This is a genomic window from Embleya australiensis, assembly GCF_051903075.1.
Taxonomy (GTDB): domain Bacteria; phylum Actinomycetota; class Actinomycetes; order Streptomycetales; family Streptomycetaceae; genus Embleya.
On the sequence record NZ_CP182423.1, the window covers coordinates 3891892 to 3906600 of the forward strand.

The following is a 14709-nucleotide window of genomic DNA, read 5'->3' on the forward strand; positions in this document are numbered from 1 at the left end:
GTGCCAGAACCTGCCGGCCACCGCGTGTTCGCCCTGGTCGAACCGGACCCACGCGATGGTCTGGGACAGGCTCGCGGCCGAAAGGTGCAGACGCCGGCCGACCCGCAGGGTGCGGTGGGTGCCGGTGATCAACGTCGTGACGGTGTCCAGGTGCGCCTCGAGCAGGGCGGCGGTGTGTCGGGGTCGTACGGTGGCCAACCTGCTCGGCTGCGCCCCGGTGGCTTCCAACCATTCGACGAACTCGGCGTCCACGGCGGCGCCGTGGCGTGATCCGGCGACGGCCGGCGGCTCCAGGACGGCCCACTGTGCGGCGAGCCCGGCCAGGGCCGTGCCGGTGTAGCCGACGAGGGTGCGGCGTTTCATCGTCGTCTTCAACGCCTCTCTCAACGCGGTGACGGTGTGACCTGGTCACCGCTCCCGCCGCCGTGTCCCTCTCGGACGCGAACGAGACCATCTGGCACCACCGCCTGGACGTGCTGCCTGTCCGGACCCCCCACGCTCGCCTGGCGTCGGTCGTCCTGCGCGCCGACTACGCGAGCCACACCCGCTTCCGCCACGAGAGCGTCGACACCGACAAGCGCTTCCGCGTCGGCGCCGGCATCAACTCCCGCGACCACATCGACCGCGTCCCGGCCCTCGTCGACTCATCCGCGCGGGTGTTCCCGCGCCGGAGGAATCGGGTTCGGACGAAGGAGCGTCGATATGGGCGATCACCGGCGATGTGCCTATATCGGTGTCCGGTACCAGCGTCGGTGCACGTACGGCTCCACGAGGAGGATTCCGCTGCCCGCGGTCGCCGCGACGGCGGCGCCGGCGGGTGTTCCCCACCCGGCCGCGACGACGCCGCCCGCGACCAGCAGCGGTCGCGCCATGGTCAGCGGGCCGAGTCCGGCGAGGATGGCGAACGTGGCCAAGCGGAACGAGCCGGCGAGGTAGCAGAGCATCGAGGCCGCGACGATTCCGGCGTAGGGCAGCAGGACGGCGAGCATCCGCCATGCGGCCGCGTCGAGTTCGGCGTACCGGGCTGCGCGGTCGTCGGCCGCGCCGAGCACGACCAGGGCCACTGCGGCGCTCGCCGCGAGTACCAGCGCACCCGCCGGCAGGCCGCGTCGGGCGGCTCGCAGGTCGGCGGCACGGCGACGGATCCGGCCGTTGCGGCCATTGGAGGCCCGGTAGCCGGCCAGTGCCGCGTCGATCATGCCGAGGGCAACCAGCAGCGCCACGCTCATCCGGTCGCCCCCTGGAGCCTGCGGGCGTCCTTGCCGAGGGCGGCGCGCAGCGGGGCGAGGAGGTCGGGGCGTACGCCGAGTATCGGGCGAAGTGTCGTGCACAGGGGGTTGCTGCGTCCCGTGGGTTCGTGGATGAGTGGTACGAGTGGGTGCGCGGCGTGGGCGGCGCGCAGGAGGGTGGTGTCGTCGTGGGCGCGGCGGGCGGAGGCGGTGCCGTCGTGGCGTCCGAGGGGGTCGCGCATGCGGGCGCGGTGGAAGAGCCAGGCGCCGAAGGGGGCGATGCGGGTGGTGGCGATGTCGTAGTGGCAGAAGGCGACGGTGCCGGGGCTCGCCTGGGCGGCGAAGAAGGCGTGGAGGTCGGGGCCGCGGAAGTGGTGCAGAAGGCCGGTGGAGATGTAGACCGTCGCCGCATGCGTGGCGGCACCCTGAGCGGTGGTCGCCTCGGGGGTGGTGTCGTCGAGCCGGAAGGCGTTCGCACGCACGAACCGACAGGGGAGCCCTTCGTCGTGGGCGAGGCGGGTCGCCTCGGTGATCAGTGCGGCGTGCAGGTCGGCGCCCACCAACTCGACGTCGGCGCCGAGTACGTCGTGGGCGGCGAGCCAACGCACGACATGGCCCAGTCCGCAGCCGACGTCGACGACGCGGATGCGATCGGGCGCGTCCCGGGTGGAGCGGATCGCGGTGAGCAGTGGCCCCAGCAGGTGGGCGAGGCGTTCGGGGATGCGCAGTTCCTCGCTCAGGCGCTGGAGTTCGGTGTGCACCGTGACCAGGCGGCGGTCGACGTACGCCGCATCGAGCAGGCCCCCGTCGAGCACCGGCAACCGGGCGGCGATCCGGGCCCCTCGGGACTGACCCGCGGCGCGCAGGGTCGCGACCACGTCGGCGCGCGCGACCGGCACCCGCTGGAGCGAGCCGGGCGCGTGGGCGACGATCAGGTCGGACACTTCGAGACGCGACACCGGAGCACGATACGCCGATCGGTCCCGCACCGGGCGGGGAGGTCGCCTCGGGAATGGGGCGTTTCGTCGGACTCCTCGGCGCCTGCCTGCTCGTCGGGCTCATCGTCCGCCGGCGCTTCGCGGAAGCGAGGATGGTGTCGCCGACATCATCCGGGCCGGGCTTCCCGCCGCCGAGTGGGACGAGGGCCCGTGCGGACGCGAGGGCGGTGCAGCGTCAGCCGGTTGCTCGCAGGGCACGGAGGCCACGGGGCGCCGTCAGGCGTCGACCCTGGAACGACGGCGTCGCCGACGCGTGCCGCCCCGTCGTAGAAGTCCCTCAGCCGGTCCAGGCCGTCGACGATGCGATCGGCGTCGCGCGGATCCCAAGTGCAGCTCGCCTTGCCGACGAAGGCCGCCTCCGCAGCGAGTTCCGCGTCCCAGCCCCGAACCCACGCCCGGTAGGGCAGATCCCGCAACGACTCCGCCGCCGCACGTACCTCGTCGGCCGTGCGCACGAACACCTCCACGCCGACGAATCCGTAATGCGGGTCCTCCTCGCCCTCGACCCGGGGTGCCCGCCGTAGACCGCGAGATCGTCCTCGTCCGTGCGCCCCGGGGCCCCGCGGGTGAGCGTGAAGCTCATGAGCGCGTCCACGTTCCGCACGCTCACGAGCACCCCCGCTGTACCAACCGCTCGTACTCCTCGTCGTAGCGAGAGGGGATCAACGCGCTCAGCCCGCGCGGCGACATCGTCGACAACACCTGCTCGGGAACCCTGCGCCAATGGAAATCCACACCCACCGAACTCTCCTTCCCCACGCCACGCTTGGGCGCGAACCGTCCGTGGGCCCGGTCGGATCAACAGCCCCTGGCCCGTGAACACCCGCCGCTGCCATGACAACCCGGTGTCATGTCCGCCCGTGAGCGATCGGACGCAGCAGTCGTGGCGGCACCCGACGAGCGGGGAGGCTACCGACTACGTCCGACACCTGCGGGGCGATCGGGTCCGGCCCTGTGTTCGCGTCCTTGCCGGGGAACCTACGGCAGGCGCGCGAGAACCGATACGACGGGTGCATGTTCCCGCACCGACGCCCAGTCGACGTTCCGGCCCGCTCCGTGCGTCCCGTGTCGGGGCTTCCGCGAGCGGTGCGCGACGGTTCGACGCCGGCATCCTGCACACCGGCGGGCGCGCGTTCTCGAGCAACGCTCCCGCGAGGGCCGACCCTTCGACCCGTACCCCGACGGCGACTACCACGTCCTCCTCGCGCAAGACCTCCGATTCGACACCTTCGGCCACCTCTGGGAACACACGCCCTGCGTGTTCGGCACCGAACTCCTCGACACGATCGACCAGAACGTGCACCACAACCTGGGACCACCCCTGCGCCGGACGGGACGCCCGCCCGCTGAAGGTCTCCGGCGCGGTCTCGGGATTGCGAAGCGTCGTGTGCCGTGACTCGGACGAGGGTCCGGGGCACAGTCGACGCCCGAGTCGTGGTTCGGCCCAGGGAACCGATCGGGCGCCGGCGCGACACGCAAGACCCGGCGCCGGCACTCGAACGACCGGCTCCGCAGGTGCCGTTCACCGACCGGACGGGGTGGTGCCGGCAGCAGTCTCGCATCGGGATGCCCGGAAAGGGTTTGTCACGGGGTCGGGGCGTCGAGGATGATCACCTCGTGACCACCAGAAAGGGCCATGCCGTCTAGGCGCCCCGCTCCGCTCTCCACCGCTCGCGCCCCTCCGACCGCCGCCCACCGCAGCGTCCGACGGCCGTGAACACCCACCCGGGAGAGCCCGCCCATGCACGAGACCGCCCTCGTCCCCTACGCCCACCTGCCCCGAGCGCACCACGACCACCACGTCCTGACCAGCACCGTCGACGTCCACGGCGTCGCCCACTGGCTGCTCACCGAATCCGCCCCGCAGCCCGGCGACGATCTCCCGCCGTTCGACGCCCTGGTCGTCTCCGTCCACCCGGACGACACCGTCGAACTCACCGAACTGAGCGCCGTGCGCGCCCGCTGGCCGCACCTGGACCGCCTGCCCGACGGCCGGTTCGTCGTCGCCGCGTCCCGCGCCCGCCGCAACGACGACGCCAACCAGATCCAAATCTTCGACGCGTTCGGCCGCGAGAGCACATCCTTCTTTGTCGGAGACGCCATCGAACACCTGCTCGTGGACGAGAGCGGCCACCTCTGGGTCGCACACTTCGACGAGAACCCGGACGGAATCCGCCGCTGGAGCGCCACGGGCCGGCTCGCCTGGACGTCGGACGGCGCCCGCATCCCAGGCCTGTTCGACTGCTACGCCCTGAACGTGTCGGGCACCACGGCCTGGGCGTGCCCGTACACGGACTTCCCGCTCGTCGAGATACGCCCCGACCGCACCGACCGGCCCGTGAGGGTGTGGTCGAACGGCGTACGGGGCGCCAAGGCGTTGGCCGTCCACGGCGACCGGGTTGCCTTCTACGGCGGCTACCGCGAGGAGGGGGACCGACTCGCCCACGGAAGGCTCACCGAAACGTCCGTCGAGCCGACGGACGTCGGCTTGCTCACCCTGCCCGACGGCTCCGCCCCGGGCCCCCGACGCGTCGTCGGCCGGGGAAGCAGGATCCACGTCCAGGCCGAGCCGTTCACCGCGTGGGGAGTGTTCGACCTCGGCGGCTGATACCCGCCAGGCGGAAGACCGTCTCGACTCGCCGGCCGACCGTTCGGGGGCCGGTTTCGCACCGCACTCGCCACGGCGCGCCAGCGCCCGGAGCCCTCCTTCCGACGTCCCGTGCCCGAACCGCGGTGGCCGACCCAAGCTCCCGGCACATGAACGCCCCGACCGCGCCCGGGAGACCATCGGCCCGGCATCCATTCGGCGGGGTCGCGGTCGGCCTTGCTCTGGTTGGTGCTGTCGTGGACGGCGGCCAGGGACCGTTCGTCGTCCAAGTCGTTGGCGTAGGCATGGCGTTCGGCCGCGGTCCGCCCTCAACCGCATCCAGGCCCGCTGCGACGACCCGGTCACCACCGTCACCCGCGCCCGGTAGTCGCCCGCCCATCATGGGGACGAGACCGACGATCGGCCTTCCACGGCGATCACCACCCACGACGGAAACGGAATCGGAACAGTGCCATGAACCTGAAAATTACCCTCGATCGCGTCAAGTGCGTCGAGACCGAGAACGAAAATGGGGCCGCCGACTTCCACATCGCGGGCGCCGTCGTGGGGAGGAGGACCCGGGCGGACGATCATCGCCGCAGGCACCGACACGCGCCCACCCCCCTCGTGCGGGGCCGGGACCCACGGGGCGTTCGGCCGCAGACCGAGGGGAATGCCTCGAATCCCGTCGTCCCGCGGGTGCGGAGCGGGGCGTTTCAGCCGGTCTTCCTGCGTGACCGGGCCGCCGCCGCGCCGCCCTTCCTCGTGCCGCTCCCGGTGGTGGTCTTCGGCGTTTTTCGTTTCGTGCCGGGTCGTTTCTTGATGGCGGCCTCCACGCTGGCGGTGAGTGCGGACATCAGGTCGACGACGTTGTTCGCGGTCGCGGTGCGCTCGGCGGCCTCGTCGGGGTGGGCGCCTGCGGCCTTGGCCTCGACCAGGGCGTCGAGGGCGCGTTGGTAGTCGTCGTGGACGTCGGAGAGTTCGAAATCCTCGCTGGGGGTGTCCATGAGCGAGGCGGCCATCTTCAATTCCTGGGGGCGGATGGTCACCTCGCCCCGCGGGGCGATGCCCTCGGGCGCGCGGAGCTCGTCCGGCCAGAGCATCGTCGTCGATCACGGCAAGGTCTCCGTTTCGGAGCATTTGACCAGCGTCTGCCGCCGGATGGGCATCTCGATTCAGCCCGCCCGGCTGCGAACGGGCCGGGACAAAGGGCCTGTTGAGCGCTATTTCCGGACCCTGCGCGAGGGGCTGCTGCAGATGTTGCCTGGCTACAAGGGCCCTGACATCCATTCCCGGGGCGAGCGCCCGGAGGAGGTCACCGGCCGAGGTTCTCGCTCCGGCCATGACCAGCCGCTATGCATGGCTACGTCTTGAACGGTTGCCGCCGCCACTGCATATCCCTCGATGACACAAGCCGCTGGCGAGATCGGGGCGCCAGCCCGGCAACTCTCCGAACACGTCCGACGACTCGAACAGGAAGTTGGCTACAAGCTCCTCATCCAGGCGACATCCGGCGCCCCTCAAAGGCTGACTCCTGCTGGAGAACGGCTTGTCTCGGCCGTTCGCGCAGTCTCCGCTGAAGAAGTGACACGGCTCGTGAGACGAAAGCGCCGGAAAGATCCTGAGACAGCTGACGGACCCACTGCTCAGAGCGGCGCCTCATGACGCAGAGCACGAGGTCCTACACCAAGATCCGATCGCCTGGGCGGCGATGTATGGGAGGACGGCCCGCCCGGGAAAGGCTCCGAGACGCCACAGGGCCACGGTGACGGCGGGGTTCAAGTGTCCGCCGGAGTATCGCCCGGAAGGCGACAGGATGAGCGCGGTCAGCAACACGCCGACGAGTGCGCCGAGTACGACCGGTGCAAGGTCCGGGTTCCCGATCGCCGTGGGCGAGTCGGGCGCGAGCAGCCATCGCATCGCGGTGACGACGAGGAAGAGCAGCAGCGCGGTGAGGCCGAACTCGTGTGCGGCGTGGCGCAGGGTGTGTCGGGGCGGGTCGACCGTGGGTACTCGGTCGGTGAGGTCGGGCCGTTGCGGGGGAGAGGCCGGGGAGGGCCTCGGGAGAGGCGACGTGCAGGAGGGCGGGTCTAGATTCGGGGGCGGGGGTCCGAGCCGCATGAGGGGGTGACCTCGATGGTGTGTGGTGCGTGCCGACAGGACTGCGGGGGTGGGGAACCCGGCAGCGCGAGGGGTTCCCCACCGCCGTTCGGCCGTCGTCAGCGGGCCGTGTGCGCGGCCTCCAGCCAGTTGAGGAATTCGCAGGCGAAGTGCCACTGGTGGCCGGTGAAGACGTGCTCGGGGGCGCCGGCGGGGAACTGGATCGTCAGGCGGATGCGCAGGCCGCGGGGGCCGTCGCCGAACTCGTGCATGACGCGGCAGATCTCGGTGCCGTCCGTGAGCCGTCCGGTGCCGCCGATCCGCACGGGGTAGGTCTCGTGGCCCTCGTCCTCGATCGCGACGCCGTCGTGGAAGGTGAGGAAGAAGCGCAGCGGTCCGGAGCCGATGGTCTCGATGATCTCGACCACCCCGTGCGCGGAGTCGGCGAGGTAGTGCTCGGGATTGGCCGAGAGCAATGCCGTCCGGTCGGCGCTCGCGAGCCGGCCCTGCCACCAGGTCAGGAACTCGTCGGCGGTGATCCCGCCGATCTCCAACTCGGTCACGGCGGACTGCCAGACGCCACCTGAGGCGTCCGGCAGCGGAGCCATGATCTCGTCCGCCGCGCGGAGGTCCTCGGCGAGCAGTTCCCGCATCGCCCGGTCGCCGATCCGGTTCTTGAGCAGGGCGAGCGCGTTCCGGGCGCGGTCCAGCTCCCACCGGCGGATGTCGTCCTGCGTGTACTCCGTGCCGTCGATCAGGGTCCGGACGGTCAGCGCGCCGTTCATGGCGTGTTCCTTTCGTCGAGATGAGCCGCTTAAGCGGAGAGTTTGTCTCCGCCTCTGGAACGATAGCATAGACGGAGAGAAAGTCTCCGGTTTGGTCGGGTCGGGGAAGGCGGTACATCGTGCGGGCGGACGCGGCACGCAGCAGGCGGCGGATTCTCGACGCGGCTCGGGACGTCTTCCCCGACCGGGAGGCGCTCGTCCGGGACCTGACCGGCGACCTGCTCGCCCGCCTGGAGAGCGTCCCGAAGCGGACGCCGCGGCGGTCGGGAACGCCTTCGAGGCCGTACGCCGCTCGGCCTCGACGCGGCGGCGACCGGATCCGCGGCTGCCCGGGCGCAGGGCGCCCCCTGGGCTTCGCCGATCTCGTTGCCGCCGCCGACCGCCCGGCCACCACCGACCGCGGGCTCGCGGGTGGGTAGTCGATGCCGAGGCGGGGCGCGGTGTCAGTGGATCTTCGCGTTCGTTCTGCCGGTGATCTCGTCGGTGGTGACGCCGGGTGCCATCTCGACGAGGACCAAGCCGTCTTCGGTGACGTCCAGGACCCCGAGATCGGTGATGATCCGGTCCACGCAGGCCTTGCCGGTGAGCGGCAGGTCGCACCGCTCGACGATTTTCGGGCTGCCGTCCTTGGCGGTGTGGGACATGGTGACGATGACCCGTCGGGCGCCGTGTACCAGGTCCATGGCACCGCCGATACCGGTCACCATCCTGCCGGGGATGGCCCAGTTGACGAGGTCGCCGTTCCGGGAGACCTGCATGGCGCCGAGCACGGCGGTGTCGATGTGGCCACCGCGAATCATGCGGAAGGACAGGGCGGAGTCGAAGAAGGAGGCGCCGGGCAGCACGGTGACCGTCTCCTTGCCCGCGTTGATCAGGTCGGGGTCCACCTCGTCCTCGTACGGGAACCGGCCGGTGCCGAGGATGCCGTTCTCCGACTCCAGCACGACGTGGACGCCGTCGGGCAGGTGGTTGGGGATCAGCGTCGGCAGGCCGATTCCGAGGTTGACGTACTCGCCGTCGCGCAGCTCGCGGGCCGCGCGTGCGGCCATCTCGTCGCGTGTCCAGGCCATCACGTCCGCACCCCCCTGGGTGTGGCGGTGACCTTCTCGATCTTCTTGTCGGTGGCCTGCTCGGGGGTGAGCGCGACCATGCGCTGCACGAAGATGCCCGGCAGGCAGTTCGAGCTCTATCTCTCCGTCGAGGTACTGGCGGGCGAACTCCTTGTTGCCGCCGATGTAGCTGCCGGTGACCCGGGCGATCCGGCCCGCGGCGAGCAGGATCGCGAGGCCCGATTCCATCGCCCCGCAGTTGTTGGAGACCACGTCCAGGGTTGTGACGCCTCGTCGAAGAGGGCCTTGATGAGGACTTCCGGCACTCCGCCGAGTCCGAACCCGCCGACCGCGAGCGACGCCCCGTTCGGGACGTCCGCCACGGCCTCCGCGGCCGACGCGAGCACCTTGTCCATCTGCCCGCCCACTTCCTTCATGGTGCCCCGCGCCATTGCCGAGATTGTCGTCCGAATGCGCAAGCGGCTCGGAATGTCCGCGTCGGAGCAGCGATGCCCCGTGGCGTCCCGCCGCTGTTCCGGTACGCGGCCGGGCGCGGGACGCCCGTCAGCACAGACCGGGTGCGGCACCCAGGGGGAGTCGCAAGCGGCTGATCATGGCGCAGAGGAGATCGACAACCTCTGCCGAGGTTTTCGCCTGTCCGTAGGTGTAGAAGTCCGGGCGGACGAGGATCGCCTGCGCGTTCGACGAGGCGAACCACCGGTCGTACGTACCGTCGAAGTCGACGTAGGAGCCCGGGAACTCCACGGGGGCTTTGGAGACGTAGACCACGCTGATCCCGATGGAGTCGGACACCGCGTCACAGATCCGGCGAGCGTCCTCGGCAAGGCGACGGTCGGCGCAGAACAGCGTCCACCCCGATCCCGCCACGTCGTCGAAGCGCTTGACCTTGTCCTCGTGGACGATCAGGCCTTGTACTCCGAGCCGGCCACGAGTACCGGAGCCGCCGTCGGCGTTGCCGAGGAAGCCCGTCGTCAGGGCCGGCAGCGGGGGCATGGGCGGCAGTCCGTCGCGGCGAATCCCGGCGTCCCGCGCGGCAGCCTTCCGCGGGTCGGTTTCGCACAGGATGGCGCCGAGCGAGATCGCGATCCGGGTGATCTCGCGGACGTGATCGCCTCGTTCCCGCGTGTAGGTCTCCAGGATGTCCTCCGCGGCGGTGCCGTTCAGGACCAGGTCCAGTTTCCAGGCGAGGTTGGCGGCGTCGCGGATTCCCGAGCACATTCCCTGTCCCAGGAACGGTGGCATCAGGTGCGCGGCGTCGCCGGCCAGGATCGCGCGGCCGCTGACGAAATCGTGGGCGACGAGGGAGTGGAAGGTGTAGAGGGTCCGTCGGATCAGCGTCGCGTTCTCGGGGGTCACACCCCAGCGTTCGAGCTTGCTCCAGCAGCTCGCCTCGCCGACGAGTTCGGCGGGGTCTTCCCCCGGCATCAGCATGAACTCCCACCGGGCGTGCTCGCGGGCCAGCCAGCGGAAGAGGGTTACGGGACGCTCGGGGTCGCACATTTGACCGGAAGCGGGCATCGCGATCTTCCGGTCCGGTTCGTGGAGTCTGACGTCCACGATGGAGAGCGTCTCGGAGAATCCGAAGTCGTCCCACGTGATCCCGGTCGCCTTCCGCACGAACGAGTTGGCCCCGTCGGCACCGATGACGTAGCGAGCGTGGACCGTCGTGGTGGCGCCGTTCGGTTCCCATCCCTGTCCATCCTGCGTCCCGCCGCGGAAGGCCACCTCCACCCGGTCCCCGTGCTGTTCGAGGCCGACCGCTTCCCAGCCGCGGTGGACGCAGACGTTCTCGTGGGCCTCGGCCGCCTGCGAGAGCAGGGCCTCGAGGTCGGGCTGGTAGAAGATGTAGTCCGACCTCCAGGACGACGTGGTGGGCCTGCCCCAGTCGATGCGGAAGAGGAGGTCTCCGTTGCCGTCGATCCAGTCGTACTCGCTCGCCGGGACGGCCCGCACCTCGAACCGGTCGGCGACCCCGATCGACTGGAGGATGCGTACGATCTCGTCGTCGACGTGCCCGGCCCTGGGAAGCGGATACGGCAGTTCCCAGCGCTCGTACACGCCGACCTTCCAGCCCTTCCGCCCGAGAAGGGCCGCCAGCGTCTGGCCCACCGGGCCGTATCCGACGATGCAGACGTCCAGGTCGATCGATGCCGCGCTCATCGTTTGGTCCCCGACCGGGTGGCCGTCCCGTTTCCGGCCGGACCGAGCGGCCGGGTACGCGCCTCGTGGCGCATGGTCCCGACCCCCTCGACGGTGGTTTCGAGGACGTCGCCGTCGCGCAGGAAACGCGCAGGTGTGCGACCGATGCCGACCCCCGAAGGGGTTCCGGTGAAGATCAGGTCTCCCGGCCGCAGCACGACGATGTCGGAGAGGTAGGCGATCACCTTCGGGATGCCGAAGATGAGGTCCCCGGTGGATCCGCTCTGGACGCGCTCGCCGTTGACAGTACAGGTGATGCCGATGTCGTCCCGATCGTCGAACTCGTCCGGTGTGACGATGAACGGCCCGACCGGTCCGTAGCCGGGGCGGGACTTGCCCAAGGTGGGTTGGCTGTTCACGCCCAGCCGGTTTTGCACCGACCGGTCGGAGATGTCCTGACCGGCGGTGATGCCCGCCACATGGCTCCACGCCTCGGACTCGAGGACCCGGTGGGCGGTCCGTCCGATCACCACGACCACCTCGGCCTCCCAGTCGACCGTGTCGTCGGCGATCGTGACCGGTCCGAACGGGGCCGCGAGGGATGACGCGAACTTCGCGAACACGAACGGGTGCTCGGGAATGGCGAGGCGGGACTCGAGCGCGTGGCTCACGTAGTTGAGGCCGATGCAGATGATCTGTCCGGGAGCCGGCGAGGGGCACAGGAGGTCGTTCTCGCTCCAGGTGACGCTCGCCCCGGGGGGAGGCGAGCCGTGGTCGAGCCCGGCCGTCCGCGCGGTGACCTCCTCCCACCGGGACAGCGCGGTGCCCGGGTCGGCGAGGCTCTCGTCCCCGGCGGCACGGGCCAGGTCGATGCCGGTGGCTCTGCCCGTGACGAGGGTCGAGCGGCCGTTGACGTTTGCGAATCTCACGGGTTGCCCCAGGGGTTTCCGAGTCCGGCCACGTCGATGGCGGACGCTGGTCGGTCGATGGTCGGGACGGCCGGCAGGACTTCGAGGAACGCCTCCGGCAACGGGTTGCTGAGGTAGAAGTCGGAGGATCCCTGGGCCGGAGTCCACTTGACCGGCTCGTGGTCCGGGGCGATGCGCTGGAGGCCGGGGGAGACGACCTCCAGACGCATACCTCCGGGTTCGCGCACGTAGACCGAGACGGACTCCCCGTGCCCGTGGCGTCCCGGGCCCCATTCGATCGAAGTCCCGGATTCGCGAAAGATCTCGGCGGCACGAAAGACGTCGGCGCGCTCGTCGACCTGCAGGGCGAAGTGGTGGAACCGGCCCCGATACCCGGAGTCGTCGCGCAGGAAGGCCAGTTGGAATGCCGAACCGGTGGACAGGGTCGCGAAGATGGCCGGCCCTCCGTCGGGCACCTCCGTCCATTCGGTGAGGAAGACGCCGAGGTTCCTCTCGTACCACCGCGCGTCCCCGAGCACGTCTGCGGAGGGGAAGTTCACGTGGTCGAGATGGCGGGCCGCGATTCCGCGGGCGGGGTTGCGCTGCGGGCGGGTGGGCAGCGGCGAGGCCAGGTGCCGAGGCGCCCGGTAGTGCTCGGCCTCCCAGAAGAGCTTCTGCTTCTGCCCGTTGGGACCGACGAAGAGATACGCCCCTCCCTGCCGGGGCGCCGGTTCCTGCCAGCCCATGCCTGCGTTGTCCGCGCCGAGCCGCCGTGCCGCGAGATCGAGGGCTTCGGCGCTCCTGGCCCGCCATCCGATGTGGCCGAGGCCCGTCGTCGGGCTCCGCGTGAGGATCAGGTCGTAGGGGAGGTAGTTGCCCCATGTCCTGAGGAAGACCGAATCGCCGTGTTCGAGGACAACCTCCATGCCGAGGAGGTCGTGGAAGAACGCGACGCTCTCCTCGAGCCTGGGTGTGCGGATTTCGACGTGTGCGAGGTGCGCGACGAGGTGGTCCATCTCCATCCCTTTCTGCTGGTTGTGGGCGTGCTTCGGCGAGACGTCGCACGCCGATGTTTTCCTGGGGTCGGGGTCGCCGGGGGCGCGCACGACGTCGCGTTCGGCGATCACATGGCCGCGAGCGCTCCGGCGCACGACTCGTCCGACGACACCGTGGATGGGGCCTCCGGATCTCGATGCCGGTTCTCCATGCTTCGGCGGCACAAGGTCCTCCGCCCACGGGCGGGCGACGGGAAGACCGGCGGGCGGCAGACGAGCGTCGCGCCTGCCCGGACCACGGCGTCCTCGTGGACAAGGAACGGGGTGCGCTGTGACGCGAGGCCGCCGAGCGAGCGTGCGGCGGCATCGAGATGTCTCTTCCGGCCGGCGGAACGACGCACCGATGTCGGGCCGGTCCTCGTCCCGGATCCGAATATCGCGGGCCTGTCCGCCGTCGCAGCAGGCCTGTCCACGCCCGATGCCGCAGGGTCACCCGACTTCTCCATTGAATGCCTCCCGAGCTTGACGCGAACCACCCTGTGCGGGCTCACACCGTTCGGCGAAGCTCCGGCGACGCGGGTCTCGGACGCGGGGTGGTGTTCGCCGCGACCTTGCGAAAGCATTTTTAGCACGCTGTCCGATAATGGGGAAGAGGTGGCGACCTCCGCGTCTCGGGGCGCATGGGCGAGCCTGTCGGCAGGATCCGAGGTCCGGCCAGGGTCCGGCGAGCCGGACGGCGGAGTCGGCTGCCCCGAGGGTCGGCCGGTCGGCATGGGCACCGGCTGGGCGGGGGTTCGCGCGTGAACGCATTCGGATCGCCGGGCCGCAGCACGCGTTGGGTGGGTGACCCGGCGGCGCCGCCCGCCAAGTCACCGCCGTGAGAGGATAAGATTAATGAGACGCTGTTCTATAATCTGGAGGGAACTTTGACCGAGAGCGCCACCAGGGGGCGGCCGGCTCACATCGACCGCTCCCGTGTGAGGGACGCTGCACTGGCCCTTCTCGAGGAACTCGGGTTCGAAGAGGTCAGTACGGCGCAGATCGCAGCCGCGGTAGGGATCAGCAGGTCCAGCCTGGCCCGCTTCTACCCCACGAAACAAGACATCGTCTGGGAGGGACTGGACGACCTTTCATGGCGGCTCTCCGCTCAGCTCGAACAGTTTCCGCGGCAGGGTTCGGTCTCGGCAAGGCTCAAGGCAGCCATCGAGGCGGCCCTGACCCTTCCCGCGAGCGAACTGGGCATTCTCCGAACACGGCTTCGACTCGTACGGGACAACCCTGCCCTTCAGGTGAAACGAGCCTACGGACGAGACCCCCTCGCTCGAGTCGTCGGCGCGTTCATCGCCGCCAACTCGAGAACGGCCTACACCGAGGGTGAGCTGTCCTGCCTGGCCGCACTCGTCGCCACAGCCGTCGACACGGCACTCATCGAATGGAGCGGCTCGGACGAGACACAGCCGGCGAGGTACGTCGACGACTGCCTGGGCTTCATCCTTCCGATTCTCTGACCCGGCGCGCCGCCGAGGCGAAGGGTCCCGCCCGCCCGGGCCGGGTCGACCCGGAGCGGGGCCCGCCTCCGGTCGGCCACAGCGACGGATCCGCCCCGAGCCGCGGATTCCGGCGGTGCGAAGTCCCGCCCGCTTCGTATCGCGGTGCTCGAGCTCGGCAGTCGGGCGGGGCCGCCGGCCGGCTCGGGGACGGCCTCACGGGTGATGGAACGAGGTCTCCCGCATGGCCGTCGAAGGTCGACACCTTTGTCGTGTGCCCCCTTCTCCCTCTCGGCTGCCGCGAATTGCCGTTGGCACGCGTACAGCGTGCGCGACACCTCATGCGACATCGATGGCCTCATTCAAGTGGGTGAGCCGACAGAACCCGGCTGTGCGAAGCGAGAGTCGGCC

At 70.2% G+C, this 14709-nt stretch carries 17 protein-coding genes and 2 pseudogenes; 6 read left to right on the forward strand and 13 right to left on the reverse strand.

The window, feature by feature from the left end; genetic code table 11:
* Positions 1-725: 725 nt before the first annotated feature.
* The 4 genes from ACMXN5_RS47245 to ACMXN5_RS47260 all read right to left on the reverse strand — a co-directional run bounded on the left by ACMXN5_RS47245 (position 726) and on the right by ACMXN5_RS47260 (position 2968).
* Positions 726-1229 carry a hypothetical protein gene (locus tag ACMXN5_RS47245; RefSeq protein WP_439681061.1) on the reverse strand — a complete coding sequence of 168 codons (504 nt, stop codon included), beginning with the start codon at positions 1227-1229 and terminating at the stop codon, positions 726-728.
* On the reverse strand, positions 1226-2188 hold the full coding sequence (locus tag ACMXN5_RS47250) for a class I SAM-dependent methyltransferase (protein ID WP_439681062.1): 963 nt from the start codon (positions 2186-2188) through the stop codon (positions 1226-1228). Before ACMXN5_RS47250 ends, ACMXN5_RS47245 begins: the two co-directional genes overlap by 4 nt.
* 146 nt (positions 2189-2334) lie before the next feature.
* Positions 2335-2694 carry a hypothetical protein gene (locus ACMXN5_RS47255; RefSeq protein WP_439681063.1) on the reverse strand — a complete coding sequence of 120 codons (360 nt, stop codon included), beginning with the start codon at positions 2692-2694 and terminating at the stop codon, positions 2335-2337.
* A gap of 139 nt (positions 2695-2833) precedes the next feature.
* Positions 2834-2968 (reverse strand): hypothetical protein, encoded by a 135-nt coding sequence (locus tag ACMXN5_RS47260; protein WP_439681064.1) that lies wholly within the window; start codon positions 2966-2968, stop codon positions 2834-2836.
* A gap of 109 nt (positions 2969-3077) precedes the next feature.
* On the opposite strand from ACMXN5_RS47260, the gene ACMXN5_RS47265 reads away from it, so the two are divergent.
* Together ACMXN5_RS47265 and ACMXN5_RS47270 are read left to right on the forward strand one after the other, a co-directional pair.
* Entirely contained in the window at positions 3078-3623 is a 546-nt protein-coding gene (locus ACMXN5_RS47265) for a DUF2716 domain-containing protein (RefSeq protein ID WP_439681065.1), read from the forward strand.
* Positions 3624-3968: 345 nt separating this feature from the next.
* Complete coding sequence (locus ACMXN5_RS47270) at positions 3969-4835, forward strand: hypothetical protein (protein WP_439681066.1); 867 nt, start codon at positions 3969-3971, stop codon at positions 4833-4835.
* A 378-nt stretch (positions 4836-5213) separates the two neighbouring features.
* Here ACMXN5_RS47270 and ACMXN5_RS47275 read toward each other — a convergent pair whose 3' ends face one another.
* Together ACMXN5_RS47275 and ACMXN5_RS47280 are read right to left on the reverse strand one after the other, a co-directional pair.
* A complete protein-coding gene (locus ACMXN5_RS47275) occupies positions 5214-5426 on the reverse strand; it encodes a hypothetical protein (RefSeq protein ID WP_439681067.1) in 213 nt (70 codons plus the stop codon).
* A gap of 104 nt (positions 5427-5530) precedes the next feature.
* Positions 5531-5836: a hypothetical protein gene (locus tag ACMXN5_RS47280; RefSeq protein ID WP_439681068.1), complete on the reverse strand. Its 306-nt coding sequence runs from the start codon at positions 5834-5836 to the stop codon at positions 5531-5533.
* Positions 5837-5909: 73 nt separating this feature from the next.
* Between ACMXN5_RS47280 and ACMXN5_RS47285 the strand changes: the two are divergent.
* Both ACMXN5_RS47285 and ACMXN5_RS47290 read left to right on the forward strand, forming a co-directional pair.
* Positions 5910-6128, forward strand: a pseudogene (locus ACMXN5_RS47285) (transposase); the annotation flags it as partial.
* A gap of 90 nt (positions 6129-6218) precedes the next feature.
* Positions 6219-6479, forward strand: a complete 261-nt coding sequence (locus tag ACMXN5_RS47290; RefSeq protein WP_439681069.1) for a LysR family transcriptional regulator — start codon at positions 6219-6221, stop codon at positions 6477-6479.
* On the opposite strand, the gene ACMXN5_RS47295 is transcribed toward ACMXN5_RS47290, so the two are convergent.
* Positions 6474-6935, reverse strand: a complete 462-nt coding sequence (locus ACMXN5_RS47295; RefSeq protein WP_439681070.1) for an aquaporin — start codon at positions 6933-6935, stop codon at positions 6474-6476. The two genes, ACMXN5_RS47290 and ACMXN5_RS47295, sit on opposite strands and share 6 nt — an antisense overlap.
* 98 nt (positions 6936-7033) lie before the next feature.
* Positions 7034-7699 carry a hypothetical protein gene (locus ACMXN5_RS47300; RefSeq protein WP_439681071.1) on the reverse strand — a complete coding sequence of 222 codons (666 nt, stop codon included), beginning with the start codon at positions 7697-7699 and terminating at the stop codon, positions 7034-7036.
* 119 nt (positions 7700-7818) lie between these two features.
* Here ACMXN5_RS47300 and ACMXN5_RS47305 point away from each other — a divergent pair, with 119 nt between their 5' ends.
* Positions 7819-8118 (forward strand): hypothetical protein, encoded by a 300-nt coding sequence (locus ACMXN5_RS47305; RefSeq protein ID WP_439681072.1) that lies wholly within the window; start codon positions 7819-7821, stop codon positions 8116-8118.
* A 24-nt stretch (positions 8119-8142) separates the two neighbouring features.
* Here ACMXN5_RS47305 and ACMXN5_RS47310 read toward each other — a convergent pair whose 3' ends face one another.
* The 5 genes and pseudogenes from ACMXN5_RS47310 to ACMXN5_RS47330 all read right to left on the reverse strand — a co-directional run bounded on the left by ACMXN5_RS47310 (position 8143) and on the right by ACMXN5_RS47330 (position 12832).
* Positions 8143-8769, reverse strand: a complete 627-nt coding sequence (locus tag ACMXN5_RS47310) for a CoA transferase subunit B (RefSeq protein ID WP_439681433.1) — start codon at positions 8767-8769, stop codon at positions 8143-8145.
* A gap of 90 nt (positions 8770-8859) precedes the next feature.
* Positions 8860-9164: pseudogene (locus ACMXN5_RS47315) on the reverse strand (CoA-transferase); the annotation flags it as partial.
* A gap of 148 nt (positions 9165-9312) precedes the next feature.
* The gene (mhpA, locus tag ACMXN5_RS47320) at positions 9313-10929 is read right to left on the reverse strand and encodes a bifunctional 3-(3-hydroxy-phenyl)propionate/3-hydroxycinnamic acid hydroxylase MhpA (protein WP_439681073.1); all 1617 of its coding nucleotides are present in this window, start codon (positions 10927-10929) and stop codon (positions 9313-9315) included.
* Positions 10926-11837 (reverse strand): fumarylacetoacetate hydrolase family protein, encoded by a 912-nt coding sequence (locus ACMXN5_RS47325; protein WP_439681074.1) that lies wholly within the window; start codon positions 11835-11837, stop codon positions 10926-10928. Before ACMXN5_RS47325 ends, mhpA begins: the two co-directional genes overlap by 4 nt.
* The gene (locus ACMXN5_RS47330) at positions 11834-12832 is read right to left on the reverse strand and encodes a VOC family protein (RefSeq protein WP_439681075.1); all 999 of its coding nucleotides are present in this window, start codon (positions 12830-12832) and stop codon (positions 11834-11836) included. The genes ACMXN5_RS47325 and ACMXN5_RS47330 overlap by 4 nt, the downstream gene beginning before the upstream one ends.
* Before the next feature lie 905 nt (positions 12833-13737).
* On the opposite strand from ACMXN5_RS47330, the gene ACMXN5_RS47335 reads away from it, so the two are divergent.
* Complete coding sequence (locus ACMXN5_RS47335; RefSeq protein ID WP_439681076.1) at positions 13738-14319, forward strand: TetR/AcrR family transcriptional regulator; 582 nt, start codon at positions 13738-13740, stop codon at positions 14317-14319.
* Positions 14320-14709: the final 390 nt, after the last annotated feature.